This is a genomic window from Photorhabdus akhurstii, assembly GCF_019090985.1.
GTDB lineage: Bacteria > Pseudomonadota > Gammaproteobacteria > Enterobacterales > Enterobacteriaceae > Photorhabdus > Photorhabdus akhurstii.
On record NZ_CP020335.1, the window covers coordinates 37173 to 57501 of the forward strand.

Consider the following 20329-nt stretch of genomic DNA (forward strand, 5'->3'; position numbering starts at 1 on the left):
TTACCAGGACTGAGTTGCCTTGAAGGAATCCAGCAGAGCTTTTAGCTTTGCTTCGATCTCTTCATTGTAACCACCAGACTGGTCAATCTCTTTTAGCAGATCAGCATGTTCACGGTTGGCATATGCAAGCAACGCAGATTCGAAATCAATAACCTTAGCAATTTCGATATCTTCCAGATAACCACGTTCCGCAGAAAACAGAGACAATGACTGCTGTGCAACAGACATTGGCGCATACTGTTTCTGTTTCAGCAATTCAGTTACTTTTTGACCATGATCCAACTGCTTACGGGTTGCATCATCAAGGTCAGAAGCAAACTGAGAAAACGCTGCCAGTTCGCGATATTGAGCCAGAGCAGTACGAATGCCCCCAGACAATTTCTTAACGATTTTAGTCTGAGCAGCACCACCCACACGGGATACGGAAATCCCTGGGTTAACTGCTGGACGAATACCCGCATTGAACAAACTAGATTCCAAGAAAATCTGACCATCAGTAATTGAAATAACGTTTGTCGGTACGAATGCTGATACGTCGCCTGCCTGAGTTTCAATGATAGGCAGGGCCGTCAGAGAACCGGTTTTACCTTTCACTTCACCATTGGTGAATTTTTCCACATATTCAGCGTTAACACGTGCCGCACGTTCCAGCAAACGAGAGTGCAGATAGAAAACGTCACCTGGGAATGCTTCACGTCCTGGCGGACGACGGAGCAACAGAGAAATTTGACGATAAGCTACAGCCTGCTTAGACAAATCATCGTAAACAATCAGCGCATCTTCACCGCGATCACGGAAGTATTCGCCCATTGCACAACCCGAATATGGCGCCAGGTATTGTAATGCCGCAGATTCTGAAGCAGTCGCAACAACCACAATAGTATTGGCAAGAGCACCATGCTCCTCTAATTTACGAACAACGTTCGCAATAGTAGAAGCTTTCTGACCAACTGCGACATAAACACATTTTATGCCTGAGTCACGCTGGTTAATGATTGCGTCAATAGCCAGTGCTGTTTTACCCGTCTGACGGTCACCGATAATCAGTTCACGTTGACCACGACCGATAGGGATCATTGCGTCAACGGATTTATAACCAGTTTGTACCGGCTGATCAACAGATTGACGGTCGATAACACCTGGAGCGATCATTTCAACAGCAGAGAAACCATCATGCTCAACAGGGCCTTTACCATCAATTGGCTCACCCAGCGTGTTTACTACTCGACCAAGCAGACCACGACCAACAGGTACTTCAAGAATACGGCCTGTACATTTGACCTTCATGCCTTCCGCTAAGTCAGCATACGGACCCATCACAACCGCACCTACGGAGTCACGCTCCAAGTTCAATGCGATTGCATAACGATTGCCAGGCAGTGCGATCATCTCACCCTGCATAACTTCGGCTAAACCGTGAATACGAATGATACCGTCATTAACGGATACAATCGTACCTTCATTGTGAGCTTCACTCACTACATTGAACTGAGCAATGCGCTGCTTGATCAGTTCGCTGATTTCGGTGGAATTCAGTTGCATATGCTCCAGTCCCCTTAAGACTGCAAGACGTCTGTTAAGCGATCTAAACGGCCACGAATACTACCATCGATCACCAAATCACCTGCGCGGACAACCACACCAGCAATAACAGACTTATCAATTTTGCAATTCAGCTTAACTTTGCGTGACAGACGTTTTTCCATCGCTACAGAAATTTTAGCCAGCTGTTGTTCTCTCAGTTCGGCGGCAGAAATCACTTCAACATCAACGGTTGATTCAAGTGATGCACGCAATTGAATAAATTGCTGCAAAACTTCCGGTAACGCTAGTAAGCGACCATTCTCTGCCATAACACGAATAAAGTTCTGAGCATGTTCATCGACCTGTTCACCGCAAATTGCGATAAAGGTATTAGCTAATGTTTCCGATGCCAATGAACCGGAAAGCAGCTCGCCAACTTGCTCATTACGAGTTACCTCAGCCGTGAACGCCAGCATATTCTGCCATTGTTCAAGCGATTGTTTTTCCACAGCAAAGTCAAAAGCTGCTTTGGCGTAGGGGCGAGCTACAGTAGCGAATTCAGACATGCCCCTCCCTCCTTACAGTTCAGCGACCAGTTTATCAACGATGTCGCTATTAGCAGCTTCATCCACGGAACGTTCGATGATTTTCTCGGCACCTGCGATAGCCAACATAGCGACCTGCTTACGCAACTCTTCCCGAGCACGCTTACATTCGGCATCAATTTCCGCCTGAGCTTGCGTTACGATTCTGTTACGTTCCTGCTCAGCTTCCGCTTTTGCATCATCAAGGATCTGGGCTTTTTGTTTATTAGCCTGTTCAATGATGACCTGAGCTTCGGCTTTCGCTTTCTTCATTTGGTCGGTCGCATTGGCTTGCGCTAAGTCCAGGTCCTTTTTGGCACGCTCCGCAGAAGCTAAACCGTCAGCAATTTCTTTTTGACGTTTTTCTATGGCCGCCATGATCGGTGGCCATACGAACTTCATACAGAACATAACAAACAGGACAAACGCAATGGCCTGGCCGAGGATTGATGCATTAAGATTCACAGCACAATACCTCTTTTAAAATTAATGAGTTGACGTAGTTTCAGATTATTTCTACAAACTACGCGACAGCAAACATTACGTACAAGCCAAGGCCCACAGCAATCATTGGGATGGCGTCAACCAGACCCATAACGATAAAGAACTGTGTACGCAGCAGAGGGATTAAATCCGGCTGACGAGCAGCGCCTTCCAAAAATTTACCTCCGAGGATGCCGATACCGATCGCAGCACCGATTGCCGCTAGACCCATCATTACAGCGGCAGCCATGTACAGCAGATCCATATTCAGGTTTTCCATGACAGTCTCCAGTTTGTTTCAGTTAAAACACAGTTAGTTATTGTGGTAAAAAATTAATGTTCTTCAGACGCCATCGACAGATAAACAATCGTCAGAACCATGAAAATAAAGGCTTGTAACGTAATAATCAGTATGTGGAAAATAGCCCAAGGCAGACTGAGTAACCACTGCGACCACCACGGTAACAGACCAGCTATAAGAATAAAGATCAATTCACCCGCATACATGTTACCAAACAGTCGCAGACCGAGTGATACCGGTTTTGAAAGCAGGCTGACTCCTTCCAGAATTAAGTTAATTGGAATAAACAGTGGATGATTAAAAGGCTGTAAAGTCAGCTCTTTTGTAAAACCACCAATCCCTTTCATCTTAATGCTGTAGTAGAGGATGAGGACAAAGACACCAATAGCCATCGACAAGGTAATACTGACATCTGCTGTTGGCACGACACGCAGAGCCGGTAAACCAAAGAAATGTTCACCGATATAAGGGAGAAAATCGATTGGCAATAAGTCCATCACGTTCATTAATAACACCCAAACGAACACTGTCAGTGCCAAAGGGGCAATAACTTTGCTCTTCCCGTGATACATATCACGAACGCTGTTATCAACAAAACCCATGATCAATTCTATAGCAGTCTGAAGTTTGCCAGGTACGCCACTGGTGGCATTAACCGCAACCTTTCTGAATACATACAGAAATAAAATCCCTAATACGACTGAGAAAAAAAGCGAGTCAATGTTCAACGTCCAGAACGTTGCAGAACCACCAGAGTTGGGATCGACCAACTCAAAGGTACGTAGGTCCAACTGAAGGTTATTCAGGTGGTGGCCTATGTAGTCCCTTGCAGTTGAAACTTCTCCTGATGCAGACATGATGCCTCTTACCCTTTTATTGTTGAAAACCTAACCGTTTATCACAGCAGGTGCGATGATTTGCACAATCAGCACCGCTAAATAAGTTAAACCTAGTGGTGCAAACGCCGCTTTAAACACGCCTAAAGCAACAACCAGCACAGCTATTGTAATAATAACTTTCAACCCTTCGCCAACAGCGAAAGACCATGCAATACGTACAGGAACCTCTTCTTCTTTTGCTTTTTGAAAACTGGCAAACAGCATAAATATGGCATTAGGTAACCAGCATGCTAGCCCACCAGCAAAAGCAGAAGCGCCCCATTCTATACTTTTGGTACAAAAAGCCACACTGAGAACAACAAAAGTCATTAACTGCAAAAAAAGCAGCTTCAGTGCAATTTTACCGCTGTAAAGGGATACAGACATGACTTTTGTTTCTCCCCTTGCACGTCTTGCATATCAGGTTTTGCTAAATGTTGTATAAAACTGCCTTTGCTTAAGAGTGTCAAGTGACAAAAACGTGCAAATTATACGGGCCGCCAAAATGAATTCAATCCATAAGTAGCGAAAAGGTGAACAATTATTTAAATTTTTTATTTTGGCGCCAGATTGCAAGCTAATGATTGTGCTGATCTCTTGTTTTTAATAATTTCATACATTTCGGACTTAAATGTGATTTAAGTCACATAATTTTTTTCGTTTGTTAATTATCTTTAACATTCACAGGTGATAAAAATAAAACAAATTAATAATAAAATCAATTCGTTAATTTAATTTCATATAAAAGAGTGATTATATTATTGATTTAAATCACCCAGTTAACTTCTGGCTAGTTTAAAAAAGTGAATCTGATGAAAAAATGCTTTATTTGATTTTAAAAGGTTCAACTATCTTAATATCAAGATAACGTTATTTTTGTGTAATAACTCGGTAAATTAAAGCTGAAACGAGGTAAACCATAATTAACGATGCTGATTACAGTATAATTGTGCTCAACATCACTAATTATTTATAACTTTATTGACAAATAACAAAATCAGTTTGATTTAAGGATAACCAAATGACGTTGCCCTTCCAGTTCAGGAACATCTAATTTAATAACCGAATCAACGGAAATTCCAAAAGGCAACATAGTCAGTTCTTCTTCTGGAAGCACACCTTTAAGTGCATAGAAACGCCCGTGAATAGGCTCTGGCAAATGACTGCACCAAGAGACCATATCTTGTAACGAAGCAAAAGCACGGCTTACTACACCATCAAAAGGAGGCTCAGAAGAATACGCTTCAACTCTACTTTGTACTGGTTCGATATTTACCAAACCAAGTTCATGCTGAACCTGACGCAAAAATCTCACCCTTTTACCTAAACTATCCAGCAATGTGAAGTGAGAATCAGGACAAACGATAGCTAACGGGATACCAGGCAATCCCGGGCCTGTTCCCACATCGATAAAACGATGACCTTGCAGATAAGGACTGACAACAATGCTGTCCATGATATGACGTACCAGCATTTGCTCCGGCTCACGTACTGATGTGAGATTGTAAGCCTTATTCCACTTATTGAGCATATCAACATAGGCTACAAGCTGCTGTTTCTGCTGTAGTGATAACTCTATTCCCGCTTTGGTCAGTAACAATTCTAGTTTGTTAAGCACAATTAAAATCCTCTCAGGCGCTGCGGCGCAATAATCCTTGTTTTTTCAACCACACAAGTAAAATTGAAATTGCAGCGGGTGTTACCCCCGAAATACGAGAAGCCTGGCCAATTGAACTTGGCTTATGATCATTGAGCTTAGCGACAACTTCATTGGAAAGACCACTGATTTGACGGTAATCGAGATCAACCGGTAATGATGTGTTTTCATTACGTAGCTGTTTTTCGATTTCTTCCTGCTGGCGGGCAATATATCCCTCGTATTTGACTTGAATTTCAACTTGATCAGCGGCTTGTGGTTCTTCAAGACCTGGAGAAAACAAGGGCAATGAGGTCAAAAGTTCATAGTTCATCTCAGGACGACGCAGTAGATCTTCACCATTAGCCTCTTTCGACAATGGCATTTTCAATATGTTGTTTATGTCATCAAGATTATTTGAATTAGGGTGAATCCAAATATTACGTAAACGCTGACGTTCCTGTTCAACCATTTCGACTTTACGGCAATAATGTTCCCAACGTGAATCATCTACCAATCCTAATTCACGGCCTTTTTCTGTTAAGCGCAAGTCTGCGTTATCTTCACGTAGCATCAAACGATATTCAGCTCGGGAAGTAAACATACGGTATGGTTCTTTAGTCCCTAAAGTACATAAATCGTCAACTAAAACGCCAATATAAGCTTGATCACGGCGAGGGAACCAACCTTCTTCTTCTGAAGCATAACGAGCTGCGTTAAGACCAGCCAGGAGTCCTTGAGCAGCAGCTTCTTCGTAACCCGTGGTACCGTTAATTTGTCCAGCAAAGAATAGACCGTGGATAAATTTACTTTCTAGTGTTTGTTTCAGATCTCTTGGATCGAAAAAATCGTATTCTATTGCATAACCAGGACGAATAATGCGAGCATTTTCCATTCCTTTCATGGAGTGAACAATTTGCATCTGTACGTCAAATGGCAAGCTGGTAGAAATACCATTTGGATAGATTTCATTACTGGTCAGTCCTTCAGGCTCGAGGAAGATCTGGTGAGCGTTACGATCTGCAAAACGCATCACTTTATCTTCGATTGAAGGACAGTAGCGTGGACCGATCCCTTCAATGATCCCTGCATACATTGGGCTACGATCCAAATTATTGCGGATCACATCGTGAGTTTTTTCATTGGTATGGGTGATGTAACACGGTATTTGTTGTGGATGTTGTTTCACGTTTCCAAGGAAAGAAAATACCGGTGTTGGATTATCACCTAGTTGTTGTGTTAACTGACTAAAATCAATAGTTCTGGCATCAATACGTGGTGGCGTTCCTGTTTTTAATCTGTTTACACGTAAGGGTAACTCACGTAAGCGTTGTGCTAACGAAATTGCAGGAGGATCACCAGCCCTTCCACCACTATAATTTTCCAGACCAATGTGGATCTTACCGTCAAGAAATGTTCCTACGGTTAGAACAATAGCTTTGGCTTTGAACTTAAGCCCCATGCGTGTTACTGCGCCAGTAACTGTGCCATTTTCAACAATGAGATCTTCTACAGGTTGTTGGAAGATCATCAGATTAGGTTGATTCTCCAATGCCATGCGCACAGCTTGACGATAGAGAACTCTATCAGCTTGAGCTCGTGTTGCACGAACTGCTGGCCCTTTACTGGCATTCAAAGTTCTAAATTGAATACCAGCTTGGTCAGTGGCTTTAGCCATTAAACCACCAAGCGCATCAATTTCTTTAACCAGATGTCCTTTACCGATCCCGCCAATAGCTGGGTTACATGACATTTGGCCCAAAGTGTCAATATTGTGGGTCAGTAATAAGGTTTGACGGCCCATACGAGCGGCTGCCATAGCAGCTTCAGTACCGGCATGACCACCACCGATAATGATGACGTCAAATTGTTCTGGATAAAACATGGTGATGAACCTTTAGTTATAAGAATGCTCAATGTTGCATTAGGGAAGAGAATTCTACTCAAGTTTTAGTGATAGACCAAGTAGGTGAGATCACCGGTAATTAAAAGAAGATCTTTTTTATTTAAAGATCTGTTTATTAGATCTTTTATTAGGATCATGATCTTTTGTGGATAAGTTATTTTTCCTTAGAAAGATCATAAAGCTGCAAAGGATCATTTGTTGTGAATGATCCGTGATCCCACGAGGTATAAACTGGGATCTAAATCGGTGGTTATTCACAAGGCGATCATTGTCAGAGAGTTATACTATGGATAACTACGGGTTAACCCCGGGTTTTTAGATAAGTTATCCACAATCGTTTGCTGTTTTTTTGTTCTTATTAGAGTAACTTTGCCCAATTTTTGACCCATTCTTCCGCGGGATCTTCGGGGATCTCGTGTTGTTGAATATCAATTTCCAGACGATCACCGAGGCGTTTAGCTCCGCTTTCTATTAATATTTGGTCAAATGATCTTATTGCACCGCAAAAAGTATCGTATTCAGAACTACCAAGGCCAACGGCGCCAAACGTTACCTTGCGGAGATCAGGTTTTTGTTCAGAAATTTCTGCTGCTAATGGTTGTATATTTTCTGGCAATTCTCCTGCTCCATGTGTGGATGTGACGACTAGCCAGATCCCTTCTTGAGGAAGTTCATCTAAAGAGGGGCCATGTAGCATTTCAGTGGAGAAGCCAGCATCTTCCAAAATTTCAGCCATATGTTCAGCTACGTATTCAGCACTACCCATTGTGCTACCGCTGATTAAGGTAATAGTGGCCATAGTGATCCCAACAGATTTCAAGAGTCGCTATTGTACGCTGTGAATCTGTTGGGATCTACCTGTGGATAATGTGGTTATAACAAATTTTATTTTATGGCTTGATTGTCCGCATGATCGGGTTTTGTAAGGAGATTAGGGTTTCTGTTGATTGAATTTCATCGATAGTCTGTATTTTGTTGATAAGTACATCTTGAAGGGATTCAATTGAGCGGCACATAACTTTAATAAAGATGCTGTAGTGGCCTGTTGTGTAGTAAACTTCAACTACTTCATCCAGGTTGTCTAGTTTTTTCAGGGCAGATGGATAATCTTTAGCACTTTTAAGAATAATGCCAATAAAGCAACACACATCATAACCAAGTTGTTTCGTGCTGATATCTACTCTGGTGCCGGTGATGATTCCTGCTTGCTTCATTTTTTCCACACGAACGTGAATTGTTCCTGGGCTGACCGCAAATTTCTTTGCTAGTTCGGCATAAGGTGTACGTGCGTTGTCCATTAAAGCGTGAAGTATGTCACGGTCTAAATTGTCGATCTGATAAATTTCTGCCATTTTTAGCCCCATTTTTTAATGAATTTTCATTTTTTGCATCTTAAAAGTGAATTTTATGAATCATAAAGGCTATTTTTATTAAAGTATATTGAATTTATCCCTCATTTTATTGCTTAATGTTTCCAACAGGACATCAGGGCCACCTAAAAAATTAGAGAATAACATTATGAAAAAGTCGTTTATTGAAAAGCAGCAACAAATCAGTTTCGTGAAATCCTACTTTTCCCGTTTGCTGGAAAGCAAACTGGGTCTGATTGAAGTACAAGGGCCAATCCTAAGTTGTTTGGGAGATGGTATTCAGGACAACCTGTCTGGTCATGAAAAAGCTGTTCAGGTAAAAGTAAAAACTTTACCTGATTCAACTTTCGAAGTAGTGCATTCATTGGCTAAATGGAAACGTAAGACACTGGGACGTTTTGGCTTTCAGCCTGAACAAGGGCTTTATACTCACATGAAAGCATTGCGTCCGGATGAGGATCGCTTAACACCAATCCACTCTGTTTATGTTGATCAATGGGATTGGGAAAAAGTGATGGGAGATGGGCAACGTTCACTTGCTTATCTTAAACAGACGGTAGGTAAAATTTACGAAGCAATAAAAGAAACAGAAAAAGCTGTCAGCAAAGAGTTTGGTCTGGCGCCGTTCCTGCCAGATCAAATTCACTTTGTTCATAGTGAAACGCTTCTGAGCCGTTATCCGGATCTGGACGCAAAAGGTCGTGAACGTGCTATTGCTAAAGAATTGGGCGCTGTTTTCCTCATAGGTATTGGTGCGAAATTATCTGATGGTCAATCTCATGATGTACGCGCGCCTGATTATGATGACTGGACGACGCCAAACTGCGATGGTTTTTTTGGTCTAAACGGCGACATCATTGTTTGGAACCCTGTTTTGGAAGATGCGTTTGAGATCTCTTCTATGGGTATCCGTGTTGATGCAGATGCACTGGAGCGTCAGTTAGCACTGACTGGTGATGAAGAGCGTTTACAATATGATTGGCATCAGACGTTACTCAAAGGTGACATGCCACAGTCGATTGGTGGCGGTATTGGTCAATCTCGTTTAGTGATGTTACTGCTGCAAATGAAGCACATCGGTCAGGTTCAGTGCAGTATCTGGTCACCAGAAATACGTGAAACTGTAGAAGATATGCTTTGATTCAATTAGTGACGCCATTTTCGCAGTAAACGGCTTTTAAGTCCGGTATCAAAACGCCAGATATGATCGAATATCCGCATAATATCGGGCTTACCATATTGGGACATGGAGACCGCATGGAAGCGGTGTTGCTGATGCAGTTGCAGATTTTTTATCTGATGGATTAGTGAGTCCGGCAGGCGCTGGGCAATGAAATCTGAGATAACAACAGCATCAGCATCTTTCCAACGATGTTCTTTCATTTTTTCTATTGTGTTTGTCAGACAGAAAGCGAGATCTGTCCCTCCTCTGAAAGTCTGGCTGAGAAAACGAATAGCTTGCTCCAGACCATCTGGTGAGGATAGTTCATAGTGCACAATTTCTGTCGTAAATAGCATGATATGACAGTTGCGATTATCAGCTAGAGCAATGCGTAACAGTGCCAGACAAAAAGCTTTAGCGCATTTTTCATTAAATCTTCCCATAGAACCGGAAGTATCTACACAAATAATAAATGGTCCTCGTGGTTTTTCTTCCTGGCTATAATGAGTGACTGGCCGTAATGTTGTTTTTTCTCGCCAGTTATCACCTTGTAATCGATAGGTCAGGAGTTTTTTTTCCACTAATTTGCGATAGAATTCATATTCTAGGTCTTCAATTCCTAATATCGCCAATTCTATTGGCAATAGACGCATAATATCATCACTTTGTCCGATTCCGTTTACCTGTTCAGGAACAGTGTCAGGTGTTCGTTCGATTGTGGTAAATGGTTCGAAAAAATGATTTTCCTGTGGTTTTGATTTTGCAGATTGGCTGCGTCCAAGTAATTGAGCTAATTTTTCCAGTTCCGGCTGTTGGCGAAGAAATTCACTATAACGAATCAATAACTGTTTATTATTTTGGGAATGATTTAACTGATTTTTACTCATGTCCCATAACCGACCTGCTGCCCTATCATTTTCACTAAAAACAGGATCAAGATTACCGTTTAGTGTCAGCCTTTGTTGTAGTTCTGCCAGTAATTGCTCTTTTTCTTGTTCTAGCAATTTCTTATGGAGGGTTGTGGTTTGCAGGATCAAACTGATCCTCCATCGTTGAATAAATAGGATTTGCAGTGTATTTGAATTGGCAATGGTGTTGGTTGCGAGTTTCTGTGCTTCTTCACTAAAAGGGGATTCAATTCGGCGCAGGGTTTCTAAAATATCGGGAAGTTTAAGAAAAAAATGATTTGTATTGGCAGAGAGTAGTTGTTGATATAATTGAAATTCTTCTGCCAGAGTTGCAGGAATGAGCGTTTCTTTAATCCTGTGCTGTAAATCGTGTTTCCAACCAGGGATATCTTTTAGTAGCGCACGTTTCAAACGAGGATATTTTTCAAAAAAGATAGCTAACTGAGGTGAAGCTAGAAGCGTTAATATGATCTCTTCTATCATCTCTCCTTCGTTTATTGACAGTAAAAGATCAAGGGTTGTCAGACTAATCATTTAATTAGTTGCCCATTTTTATTTTCAACTGATTAATTTTATCGGCTAACTGGATAAAGCTTTGCTCTATCGTAGCAAGCCAATGACTTTCAATAAACAGACATGGTTGATGGTGATTAAACAATTGGTGTTGGTGATGGATTTCTTGATTAATTTTTTCCAATCTTTCCAGCCACTCGTTGTTTTCTTCATTTTGCTGATGCTGGCGGTCTGGTAAATATAGCGTGGATGAACGACGGCTGATATCAAAAATCTCTGGCTGGTGTGTTGAATTAATTTCGGCTGCTATGTTTTGTGGGAAACCAATACCGTTCAGACGAGCTGATAGTTCTCCGCCTTTGTTTATCCAGTTATTCAGCGCTTTTTTATCCAATTCAATGAAATTAACTTTAATATCATGGAGATGAAGAGGTGTATGTAGGAATAAAATCAATTTTTCTTCATTGATATGATCGGGTAACGAATACTGTATTTTATGTCCAAACAGACTGGTTTGTTTTTCCAGCTTTAACGCTTGTTGATCATTTTTATTCTGACAGACTTGAGCCCATTGGTGATAGAGCGAATCAATTTTTTGAGATAATACTCTTTGCTGATATGCCTGTTCGGTCATGAGAGTATTTAGGTACTGAGGTAATAATTTAAAAGAGTGAAGATCATGCCACAAACAATCTTTCAGCAATATTAAGTCAATAGGGGATATCTCTTTTCTACCATTAAAGAAAGCACTGGCTTGTAATAAATGAATGGCTTTCTTCCAGCGTCGATCTGAAATGTAAGGTGAATGTTCTGTCGTATCAAGTTGCTGGCGTAAATGGTAGATAATATCAAAACAACTATCAGGTAGAATTATCTTATCAATCTCTTTTTGCCATTGGTGAAATTCTTCACTTGTTATCTGAATGTCTGCCGGGACAGGGTTATCATTTTCATTTTTGTGGCTAGTGAGTAACGCTCGGAAATTCTTTTTTTCTTGAATTTTGTCCAGCCAAATACGAATTAACATTCTGTCATAGAGCGCTTCCAGGCTGTTATCTGCTTCAGGCAGCTCATTGGATGCTGTTACAAGTAATCGCATTGGAATTTTCTCTTCTGTATCGCCATTTCTGAATTTTCTTTCATTAATTGCGGTCAATAGGGTATTCAGAATTGCTGGACCAGCTTTCCATATTTCATCAAGGAAGACAATTTCGGTTTCAGGTAAATATCCGTTAGTTAGACGTTGGTAACGTCCTTCTTCTTTCAATGCCTGAATAGAAAGAGGACCGAAAATTTCTTCAGGAGTTGAAAAGCGAGTCATCAGATATTCAAATGCTCTGGCATCACGAAACGCAAATTTCAATCGTCGGGCTATCAGGCTTTTTGCGATACCAGGAGGACCGAGTAGAAAAACACTTTCCCCACACAATGCCGCTAGCAAACATAAACGAATAGTCTGTTGTCTTTCATACAGACCACTTTCCAGATAGTGACTTAAGCAAACTATTTTTTCTGCTAACAACATAATTCGTACCAATATTATCTGTTGGATTAGATGAAACCTAATTGGCCTTCTCCATAGATTTTAATCATTATTTGTTGATGTAGACAATATTTACCTTAAAAATCGATTCAGCGTCAAATATTCAATAAGTTAGCATTTGTTTTCGTTTCTTTCATTATCGAAACGTTTCGATAGTGATCACACTTTTGTATCACTAATGTTGTATTTTAAATATTACTTTCTATATTACTAAATAGCGAAACGTTTCGCTAATGGAATAAAAAAATGAAAAAAGGTGTATTACTTAATTCTGAAATTTCAGCCGTAATTTCTCAGCTAGGGCATGCTGACCAGATTACAATTGGTGATGCTGGATTACCAATTCCTTCTTTAGCCCAGCGGATTGATTTAGCGCTAACCCAGGGAATTCCTAGTTTTATATCCGTTCTTAATGTTGTTACACACGAAATGCAAATTGAAGCTGCATTTTTAGCTGAGGAGATCATTGACCATAATCCTTTGATACATCAATTAATATTGACTCAAATTAAAGAGCTTGAGAAACAGCAAGGTAATTCAATTACTGTAGACTATATTAGTCATAATATGTTGAAAGAGAAAACAGAACATAGCCGAGCGGTGATTCGCACAGGAGAGCATTCTCCTTATGCCAATATTATCCTTTGTGCTGGCGTGACTTTCTGAGGTGATTATGCAGCCTGTACTGGAACTAAAAGGAATTAGTAAATCTTTTCCTGGTGTCAAAGCATTATCTGGTGCGGCACTACGTGTTTACTCGGGTAAAGTGATGGCACTGGTAGGGGAGAATGGTGCAGGTAAATCCACTATGATGAAAGTGTTGACTGGGATATATACCAGAGATACAGGCACGGTTTATTACCTAGGAAAAGAAGTGATTTTTTCTGGTCCTAGATCCTCTCAGGAAGCGGGGATCGGGATTATCCATCAGGAATTAAATCTTATTCCCCAACTGACTATTGCTGAAAATATTTTCCTGGGACGCGAATTTGTTAATAAATTCGGTGCGATTGATTGGAGAAAAATGTATCAGGAAGCAGATCGCCTGTTAAAAAAATTGAATCTGAATTACAGCAGTCACCGTTTAGTCGCTGAACTTTCTATCGGTGATCAACAAATGGTTGAAATTGCTAAGGTGTTGAGTTTTAAATCCAAAGTTATCATTATGGATGAGCCAACTGATGCGCTGACCGATACAGAAACTGAATCATTATTTAGTGTAATACATGAACTAAAATCTCAGGGATGCGGTATTGTTTATATCTCCCATCGTTTGAAAGAAATTTTTGAAATTTGCGATGATGTGACGGTATTCCGTGATGGACAATTTATTGGTGAAAAGCCGGTAAAAGAGTTAAAAGAAGAGGCTCTGATTGAAATGATGGTTGGGCGAAAACTGGAAGATCAATATCCTCGCCTGAATTTACCTCGGGGTAAAAAACGACTTGAAGTTAATCAGATTTCTGGTCCCGGTGTGACAAATGCTAGTTTTTCCCTTTATAGCGGGGAAATTTTGGGTATATCAGGGCTGATGGGGGCTGGCCGCACTGAATTGATGAAAATTATTTATGGTGCGTTGCCGAAAACTCAAGGACAAATCACGTTGGATGGAACACCCATTGTAATTCGTAACCCTCAGGATGGGTTAGCTTGTGGGATTGTTTATATTTCAGAAGATCGTAAACGTGATGGTTTAGTTTTGGGAATGTCAATTAAAGAGAATATGTCTCTTACTGCCTTACGTTATTTCAGTAACCGGTTAGGGGGTCTTAATCATAGAGAAGAACAGAGTGCAGTTAGTGACTTTATTAAATTGTTTAGTATTAAGACACCTTCAATGGGACAAACTATTGATTTGCTTTCTGGTGGTAATCAGCAAAAAGTAGCCATTGCCCGTGGATTAATGACCAGACCAAAAGTTCTTATTCTGGATGAACCTACACGTGGTGTAGATGTTGGCGCAAAAAAAGAAATTTATCAGTTAATTAATCAGTTCAAGAAAGAAGGGCTAAGTATTATTCTTATTTCTTCTGAAATGCCAGAAGTGATGGGAATGAGTGACCGTATTTTGGTTATGTGTGAAGGCCAGATCAGCGGAGAATTTTTTGCTGAACAGGTAACTCAAGAAGTTTTGATGACGGCGGCTGTAGGCAAACAATATGGAGCAATTCAGGGGTAATTCAGTATGAATTCTAATATATCACCGACATTTAAACGTTGGTTTACTAAAGAGTGGTTACTGAAACAAAAGTCACTGATTGCATTGTTAGTGTTGATCGTAGTAGTTTCTTCTCTTAGCCAAAATTTTTTCACTTTAAATAATCTGTTTAATATTCTGCAACAAACATCAGTCAATGCCATTATGGCCGTTGGGATGACATTAGTTATTCTGACATCGGGTATTGACCTGTCTGTTGGTTCATTGCTTGCGTTAACAGGTGCAATAGCTGCTTCATTGGTTGGTACGGAAGTTAATGCTCTGGTGGCTATCGTGAGTGCTTTGGCTTTAGGTGCTGCAATTGGTGCTTGTACAGGAATAATAATTGCTAAAGGTAAAGTACAAGCTTTTATTGCCACTCTAGTCATGATGTTATTACTTCGTGGAATAACCCGTGTCTATACTGATGGTAGCCCAATAAATACAGGATTCAGTGATAACGCGGATCTGTTTGGCTGGTTTGGTATTGGTCGGCCACTGGGAATTCCTACTCCAGTATGGCTGATGTTGATAGTTTTTATTATCGTATGGTATATCCTGCATCACACCCGCTTAGGTCGTTATATTTATGCCTTGGGGGGGAATGAATCGGCTACCCGTTTATCTGGTATCAATATCGATAAAATTAAAATTATCGTTTACTCCTTATGCGGTTTACTGACGGCATTGGCAAGTATTATTGAAGTCGCTCGTCTTTCTTCTGCTCAACCTATGGCGGGAGGCGGTTATGAATTAGATGCTATTGCTGCCGTAGTACTGGGAGGAACCCGTCTGGCTGGTGGTAAGGGATTAATTATTGGTACTCTGATTGGTGCGCTAATCCTCGGTTTTTTAAACAATGGCTTAAACTTATTAGGTATTTCTTCTAACTATCAGATGATTGTTAAAGCAATTGTAATATTGTTGGCAGTTCTGGTTGATAATAAAAGTGGTAAATAACCTCACCCTACAGGAAATAACACGATGAAAGTGAAGAAATTAGTAACAATTTTATCTGCTGTTGCGCTAAGTATGACTGTAAGTGTAAATGCATTGGCGAAAGACACTATCGCGTTAGTCATTTCTACACTGAATAATCCATTCTTTGTCACAATGAAGGATAGCGCTCAAAAGGAGGCGGATAAGTTGGGCTATGACCTAATTGTGTTGGATTCTCAGGATAATCCAGCGAAAGAATTAGCTAATGTTCAGGATTTGACGGTACGTGGTACTAAACTCATGCTAATTAACCCGACTGACTCCGATGCTGTTGGTAATGCCATTATGATGACTAACAATGCCAAAATTCCGGTCATTACTCTAGATCGGATAGCGAATAAAGGTACTGTTGTCAGTCATATTGCCTCTGATAACCGCTTGGGGGGTAAAATAGCGGGTGATTTTATCGCCGAAAAACTGGGGAATGAAGCCAAAATTATTCAGTTAGAAGGTATTGCCGGCACTTCTGCCGCCCGTGAACGTGGTGAGGGATTTAATAAGGTAGCACAGGAACATAAATTCAATGTGCTGGCTAGTCAGCCTGCTGATTTCGATCGTACCAAAGGACTGAATGTTATGCAGAACTTACTGACGGCTCATCCGGCTGTACAAGCTGTATTTGCTCAGAATGATGAGATGGCGTTAGGTGCCTTACGTGCTTTACAGACCGCAGGTAAAAGCGATGTATTAGTTGTTGGTTTTGATGGTACTGGAGATGGTATCAAAGCTGTTCAAAGTGGAAAATTAGGAGCGACAATCGCTCAGCGGCCTGATCAAATTGGTATCGTTGGTGTTCAGACTGCAAATAAAGTGCTGAGAGGCGAAAAAGTTGAAGCCGTCATCCCCGTGGAATTGGAGTTAGTTATTAAAAAATAAATCGGTATTTATGCCGTTACTCATTGATGGTGGTGACGGCATAATTGAAAAGGAATAAATGTAATGAGTACAGCAAAACTTGCGGTGCTTGGCAGCATTAATGCTGACCATATTTTGAATCTTAAGTCATTCCCTCGTCCGGGGGAAACGGTGATCGGGGAGCAATATCAGGTTGCTTTTGGTGGTAAAGGTGCTAATCAGGCGGTAGCAGCAGGCCGCAGTGGTGCTGACATTACATTTATAGCTTGTGTTGGTGAGGACGATATTGGTTTTCGTATCTATCAGCAATTAGCAAAGGATAATATTAAAACTTCTGGCATTGAAGTGATTAAAGGAGAAACAACGGGTGTCGCGTTGATTTTCGTTAATCAGCAAGGTGAAAACGTTATTGGTATCAATGCTGGTGCTAATGCAGCGCTGACACCGGAATATTTCTATCGCTATCAAAATATTATTGAAGAAGCTGATGCATTATTAATGCAACTTGAGTCTCCATTGGAAACAGTACAACTTGCTGCAACAATAGCTAAACAAAATAATACAAAAATAATACTCAATCCGGCGCCGGCCCGAAAATTATCTGATCAATTGCTCTCGCTGGTGGATATCATTACACCAAATGAAACTGAAGCGGAATATCTCACTGGAATTAAAGTAGAAAATGATTCAGATGCGGAAAATGCGGCTCAAATACTGCATGATAAAGGTATTGAAACGGTAATTATCACATTAGGTAGCCGTGGTGTATGGTTGAGTGAAAGAGGTCAAAAAGGAAAAATTGTTCCGGGATTTAAAGTTAACGTTGTAGATACTGTTGCGGCAGGAGATACTTTCAATGGTGCGCTGGTGACAGCTTTGTTGGAAAGAAAATCCATGTTATCTGCCATACGATTTGCTCATTCTGCTGCTGCAATAGCGGTAACACGTCAGGGCGCTCAGCCTTCCGTCCCGTGGCGAAATGAAATTGATGCATTTTTAACTGAACAGGACTAACTGTGGCTACAATGAAAGATGTTGCTCGTTTTGCAGGCGTTTCTACATCGACTGTATCTCATGTTATTAATAATAATCGTTATGTCAGTGATGGTGTGAAAAAGAAAGTTAATGATGCAATTGAGCAATTGAATTATGCGCCATCAGCGCTTGCACGAAGTCTTAAGATCAAGCAAACCAAAACCATTGGTATGCTGGTGACAACCAGTAATAATCCTTTTTATGCTGAAATTGTAAGAGGGGTTGAACGAAGCTGTTATGAGCGTGGTTATAGCCTTATCTTGTGTAATACAGAGGGGGATGCCAAACGAATGGATTACAGCATGGAAACTTTGCTGCAAAAGCGAGTAGATGGGGTGCTGATTATGTGTACTGAAAATCAACACAGCTCCTGTGATGTTTTGCGTCGTTATCCTCCTTTACCGATGGTTATGATGGATTGGTCTCCATTTGATATTGTCAGCGATATTATTCAGGACAACTCCTTGTTGGGGGGTGAGATAGCGACTAATCACCTTATTAGCTGTGGTTTTAAAAAAATAGCTTGTATTGCAGGTCCACAAGATAAAACACCTGCTAATCATCGATTGAAGGGATATAGAAAGGCAATGGCGAATGCTGGCCTTATTATTCCTGACGGATATGAAATTTATAGTGATTTTGAATTTGCTGGTGGTTTTAAATCAATGCAGAGATTACTACAACATCCAGAACCGCCAGAAGCTGTTTTTGCTGGAAATGATGCAATGGCTGTTGGCGCTTATCAGGCTCTGTACCAAGCGGGGCTTTCTATACCGGATGATATTTCCATCATAGGTTATGATGATATCGACCTTGCTCCTTATATGATCCCACCGTTGACAACCATTCATCAGCCAAAAGATAAATTAGGAAAGTTAGCTGTTGATACTTTGCTTTATCGGATGAATAACCCAGAAAGTGATCCTAAATTATTAGTATTAACTCCGACACTGATTGAGCGTAGCTCAGTTTCTCGTTCTTAGGTGTTCTTTTTCTTGATCATGTTATCTCCATCTTCCTTATGTAATAGCAGGAAGGTGGACGAAGAGAGTAAAGTGATTATTCCTACAGTAATAAAAGTGTTGTGGAAGCTATCAATGGTTGTTCCATAATGTATGGATTCATAGAAACGAAGAATAGCGGCACTTACCGCAACACCGAAGCTAATAGATAACTGCTGAGTTACAGCTAATAAACTATTTCCTGAACTGGCATTATTATCGGTCAGATCTGCGAGAGTAATGGTATTCATCGAAGTAAATTGAATGGATACAGCCATGCCCAGTAAGAATAATGGAATAGACAGAAGGACAGCGGACATTTCTGGTGATTGCAGTGAAAATTGAGAAATCATTAATCCAATAATGATTGTTATGCTAACCAGCGTCTTACGATATCCAAAGCGAGTTAATACATTAGTAACGAAAGATTTGGCTATAACAGAACCAATAGCTGTTGGCGCCATCATCATTCCGGCAATGACTGCTGAATAGCCAAATCCAACTTGTAGCATCAAAGGCATTAGGAAAGGAATGCACCCAGTTCCCAAGCGTGTAACAATATTACCTATAATACCGATAGAGAATGTACGAACACGGAATAATTTCAGACTAATAAGGGGTTGGGTCTGTCTTCTGGCATGCATTAGATAACCAAATAATATCATAAAACCACCGACCATCATTGTCAGAGGTATATAACCTGGTAACGTACTCTCCCCTAGTAAATCTAAACTGACAGAAACCATTATTAAACTCAGGCCAAAAAGTATAAAACCGAAAAAGTCAAACGAACGTTTTGGCATTGTAAAATTAGGCATATGTTTTTTAGCATAAATAATCCCCAATAAACCAATAGGGATATTGATAATAAATATCCAGTGCCAGGTAGCATAAGTGACTAATAACCCACCGAGCATGGGACCAAGAATTGGCCCTACTAACCCTGGCATGGTGACAAAATTCATAACGGGTAGAAGTTCGCTGCGTGGGTATGCACGTAATAAAGCAAGGCGAGCAACCGGCATCATCATTGCGCCACCAATTCCTTGAATTACACGGGAAGCAACTAGGAAAGCTAAATTACCTGACAAAGCACAGGCAAGAGAGCCTAAAGAAAACAAGGATACAGCAAACATAAATACCCGGCGGGTACCGAAACGATCTGCTAACCAGCCGCTGACTGGAATTAGCAAAGCAACAGTCAGAGTATAGCTGACAACAGCAGATTGCATCGCCAGAGGTGAATGTTTGAGGCTTTCAGCAATAGCGGGCAATGCTGTGTTGAGAATTGTTGCATCTAAAGCTTGCATAAAGAAAGCTATTGCAGCAATCCAGGGTAGCCCCGCCATATTACGAGCGGTTTTTACCATTAATAATCCTGCTTATTTTATCTAGTTAATGTTTGGTTAGATATTAATCTAATACACTACTATA

The 20329-nt window shown here is 40.7% G+C and carries 20 protein-coding genes; 7 read left to right on the forward strand and 13 right to left on the reverse strand.

The features are described 5' to 3' along the window. From atpA to asnC, 10 genes are all read right to left on the reverse strand, one after another. On the reverse strand, nucleotides 1-1542 hold the full coding sequence (gene atpA, locus B0X70_RS00195; protein WP_036814820.1) for a F0F1 ATP synthase subunit alpha: 1542 nt from the start codon (nucleotides 1540-1542) through the stop codon (nucleotides 1-3). 14 nt (nucleotides 1543-1556) lie between these two features. Beyond that, the gene (gene atpH / locus B0X70_RS00200) at nucleotides 1557-2090 is read right to left on the reverse strand and encodes a F0F1 ATP synthase subunit delta (protein WP_046396704.1); all 534 of its coding nucleotides are present in this window, start codon (nucleotides 2088-2090) and stop codon (nucleotides 1557-1559) included. Nucleotides 2091-2102: 12 nt separating this feature from the next. Continuing rightward, nucleotides 2103-2573, reverse strand: coding sequence for a F0F1 ATP synthase subunit B (atpF, locus tag B0X70_RS00205; RefSeq protein WP_105397419.1), 471 nt, complete (start codon nucleotides 2571-2573; stop codon nucleotides 2103-2105). Between the two features lie 58 nt (nucleotides 2574-2631). Beyond that, entirely contained in the window at nucleotides 2632-2871 is a 240-nt protein-coding gene (gene atpE / locus B0X70_RS00210) for a F0F1 ATP synthase subunit C (protein ID WP_000429386.1), read from the reverse strand. A 53-nt stretch (nucleotides 2872-2924) separates the two neighbouring features. Further along, entirely contained in the window at nucleotides 2925-3749 is an 825-nt protein-coding gene (gene atpB / locus B0X70_RS00215; protein ID WP_105397418.1) for a F0F1 ATP synthase subunit A, read from the reverse strand. Between the two features lie 30 nt (nucleotides 3750-3779). Next, complete coding sequence (gene atpI / locus B0X70_RS00220) at nucleotides 3780-4157, reverse strand: F0F1 ATP synthase subunit I (RefSeq protein WP_036814862.1); 378 nt, start codon at nucleotides 4155-4157, stop codon at nucleotides 3780-3782. A gap of 610 nt (nucleotides 4158-4767) precedes the next feature. Next, nucleotides 4768-5388, reverse strand: a complete 621-nt coding sequence (gene rsmG / locus B0X70_RS00225; protein ID WP_217470617.1) for a 16S rRNA (guanine(527)-N(7))-methyltransferase RsmG — start codon at nucleotides 5386-5388, stop codon at nucleotides 4768-4770. Between the two features lie 13 nt (nucleotides 5389-5401). Continuing rightward, on the reverse strand, nucleotides 5402-7291 hold the full coding sequence (mnmG, locus tag B0X70_RS00230) for a tRNA uridine-5-carboxymethylaminomethyl(34) synthesis enzyme MnmG (protein ID WP_217470618.1): 1890 nt from the start codon (nucleotides 7289-7291) through the stop codon (nucleotides 5402-5404). A gap of 379 nt (nucleotides 7292-7670) precedes the next feature. Further along, on the reverse strand, nucleotides 7671-8111 hold the full coding sequence (mioC, locus tag B0X70_RS00235; RefSeq protein ID WP_036814828.1) for an FMN-binding protein MioC: 441 nt from the start codon (nucleotides 8109-8111) through the stop codon (nucleotides 7671-7673). 91 nt (nucleotides 8112-8202) lie between these two features. After that, complete coding sequence (gene asnC, locus B0X70_RS00240; RefSeq protein ID WP_011144463.1) at nucleotides 8203-8664, reverse strand: transcriptional regulator AsnC; 462 nt, start codon at nucleotides 8662-8664, stop codon at nucleotides 8203-8205. 166 nt (nucleotides 8665-8830) lie between these two features. Between asnC and asnA the strand changes: the two genes are divergently transcribed. Beyond that, nucleotides 8831-9823 carry an aspartate--ammonia ligase gene (gene asnA, locus B0X70_RS00245; protein WP_036782040.1) on the forward strand — a complete coding sequence of 331 codons (993 nt, stop codon included), beginning with the start codon at nucleotides 8831-8833 and terminating at the stop codon, nucleotides 9821-9823. 5 nt (nucleotides 9824-9828) lie between these two features. On the opposite strand, the gene viaA is transcribed toward asnA, so the two are convergent. Both viaA and ravA read right to left on the reverse strand, forming a co-directional pair. Further along, nucleotides 9829-11286: an ATPase RavA stimulator ViaA gene (viaA, locus tag B0X70_RS00250; protein ID WP_217470619.1), complete on the reverse strand. Its 1458-nt coding sequence runs from the start codon at nucleotides 11284-11286 to the stop codon at nucleotides 9829-9831. 4 nt (nucleotides 11287-11290) lie between these two features. Next, entirely contained in the window at nucleotides 11291-12790 is a 1500-nt protein-coding gene (ravA, locus tag B0X70_RS00255) for an ATPase RavA (protein WP_036814832.1), read from the reverse strand. Nucleotides 12791-13054: 264 nt separating this feature from the next. On the opposite strand from ravA, the gene rbsD reads away from it, so the two are divergent. The 6 genes from rbsD to rbsR all read left to right on the forward strand — a co-directional run bounded on the left by rbsD (nucleotide 13055) and on the right by rbsR (nucleotide 18877). Then, nucleotides 13055-13474, forward strand: a complete 420-nt coding sequence (rbsD, locus tag B0X70_RS00260) for a D-ribose pyranase (protein ID WP_036782045.1) — start codon at nucleotides 13055-13057, stop codon at nucleotides 13472-13474. A gap of 7 nt (nucleotides 13475-13481) precedes the next feature. Further along, complete coding sequence (rbsA, locus tag B0X70_RS00265; protein ID WP_217470620.1) at nucleotides 13482-14987, forward strand: ribose ABC transporter ATP-binding protein RbsA; 1506 nt, start codon at nucleotides 13482-13484, stop codon at nucleotides 14985-14987. A gap of 6 nt (nucleotides 14988-14993) precedes the next feature. Then, nucleotides 14994-15965 carry a ribose ABC transporter permease gene (gene rbsC, locus B0X70_RS00270; RefSeq protein WP_036814838.1) on the forward strand — a complete coding sequence of 324 codons (972 nt, stop codon included), beginning with the start codon at nucleotides 14994-14996 and terminating at the stop codon, nucleotides 15963-15965. A gap of 24 nt (nucleotides 15966-15989) precedes the next feature. After that, the gene (rbsB, locus tag B0X70_RS00275; protein ID WP_217470621.1) at nucleotides 15990-16880 is read left to right on the forward strand and encodes a ribose ABC transporter substrate-binding protein RbsB; all 891 of its coding nucleotides are present in this window, start codon (nucleotides 15990-15992) and stop codon (nucleotides 16878-16880) included. A gap of 63 nt (nucleotides 16881-16943) precedes the next feature. Next, nucleotides 16944-17873 carry a ribokinase gene (rbsK, locus tag B0X70_RS00280; protein ID WP_036782053.1) on the forward strand — a complete coding sequence of 310 codons (930 nt, stop codon included), beginning with the start codon at nucleotides 16944-16946 and terminating at the stop codon, nucleotides 17871-17873. 2 nt (nucleotides 17874-17875) lie between these two features. Then, the gene (rbsR, locus tag B0X70_RS00285) at nucleotides 17876-18877 is read left to right on the forward strand and encodes a ribose operon transcriptional repressor RbsR (protein WP_036814841.1); all 1002 of its coding nucleotides are present in this window, start codon (nucleotides 17876-17878) and stop codon (nucleotides 18875-18877) included. Here rbsR and mdtD read toward each other — a convergent pair. Further along, entirely contained in the window at nucleotides 18874-20265 is a 1392-nt protein-coding gene (gene mdtD / locus B0X70_RS00290) for a multidrug transporter subunit MdtD (RefSeq protein ID WP_046396714.1), read from the reverse strand. The two genes, rbsR and mdtD, sit on opposite strands and share 4 nt — an antisense overlap. Nucleotides 20266-20329 lie beyond the last annotated feature (64 nt).

Excerpts from the sequence above, each read along its gene's own strand:
- atpA (WP_036814820.1), bottom strand. The coding sequence starts at position 1,542 with ATGCAACTGAATTCCACCGAAATCAGCGAACTGATCAAGCAGCGCATT.
- atpH (WP_046396704.1), bottom strand. The coding sequence starts at position 2,090 with ATGTCTGAATTCGCTACTGTAGCTCGCCCCTACGCCAAAGCAGCTTTT.
- atpE (WP_000429386.1), bottom strand. The coding sequence starts at position 2,871 with ATGGAAAACCTGAATATGGATCTGCTGTACATGGCTGCCGCTGTAATG.
- atpB (WP_105397418.1), bottom strand. The coding sequence starts at position 3,749 with ATGTCTGCATCAGGAGAAGTTTCAACTGCAAGGGACTACATAGGCCAC.
- atpI (WP_036814862.1), bottom strand. The coding sequence starts at position 4,157 with ATGTCTGTATCCCTTTACAGCGGTAAAATTGCACTGAAGCTGCTTTTT.
- mnmG (WP_217470618.1), bottom strand. The coding sequence starts at position 7,291 with ATGTTTTATCCAGAACAATTTGACGTCATCATTATCGGTGGTGGTCAT.
- mioC (WP_036814828.1), bottom strand. The coding sequence starts at position 8,111 with ATGGCCACTATTACCTTAATCAGCGGTAGCACAATGGGTAGTGCTGAA.
- asnC (WP_011144463.1), bottom strand. The coding sequence starts at position 8,664 with ATGGCAGAAATTTATCAGATCGACAATTTAGACCGTGACATACTTCAC.
- asnA (WP_036782040.1), top strand. The coding sequence starts at position 8,831 with ATGAAAAAGTCGTTTATTGAAAAGCAGCAACAAATCAGTTTCGTGAAA.
- viaA (WP_217470619.1), bottom strand. The coding sequence starts at position 11,286 with ATGATTAGTCTGACAACCCTTGATCTTTTACTGTCAATAAACGAAGGA.
- ravA (WP_036814832.1), bottom strand. The coding sequence starts at position 12,790 with ATGTTGTTAGCAGAAAAAATAGTTTGCTTAAGTCACTATCTGGAAAGT.
- rbsD (WP_036782045.1), top strand. The coding sequence starts at position 13,055 with ATGAAAAAAGGTGTATTACTTAATTCTGAAATTTCAGCCGTAATTTCT.
- rbsA (WP_217470620.1), top strand. The coding sequence starts at position 13,482 with ATGCAGCCTGTACTGGAACTAAAAGGAATTAGTAAATCTTTTCCTGGT.
- rbsC (WP_036814838.1), top strand. The coding sequence starts at position 14,994 with ATGAATTCTAATATATCACCGACATTTAAACGTTGGTTTACTAAAGAG.
- rbsB (WP_217470621.1), top strand. The coding sequence starts at position 15,990 with ATGAAAGTGAAGAAATTAGTAACAATTTTATCTGCTGTTGCGCTAAGT.
- rbsK (WP_036782053.1), top strand. The coding sequence starts at position 16,944 with ATGAGTACAGCAAAACTTGCGGTGCTTGGCAGCATTAATGCTGACCAT.
- mdtD (WP_046396714.1), bottom strand. The coding sequence starts at position 20,265 with ATGGTAAAAACCGCTCGTAATATGGCGGGGCTACCCTGGATTGCTGCA.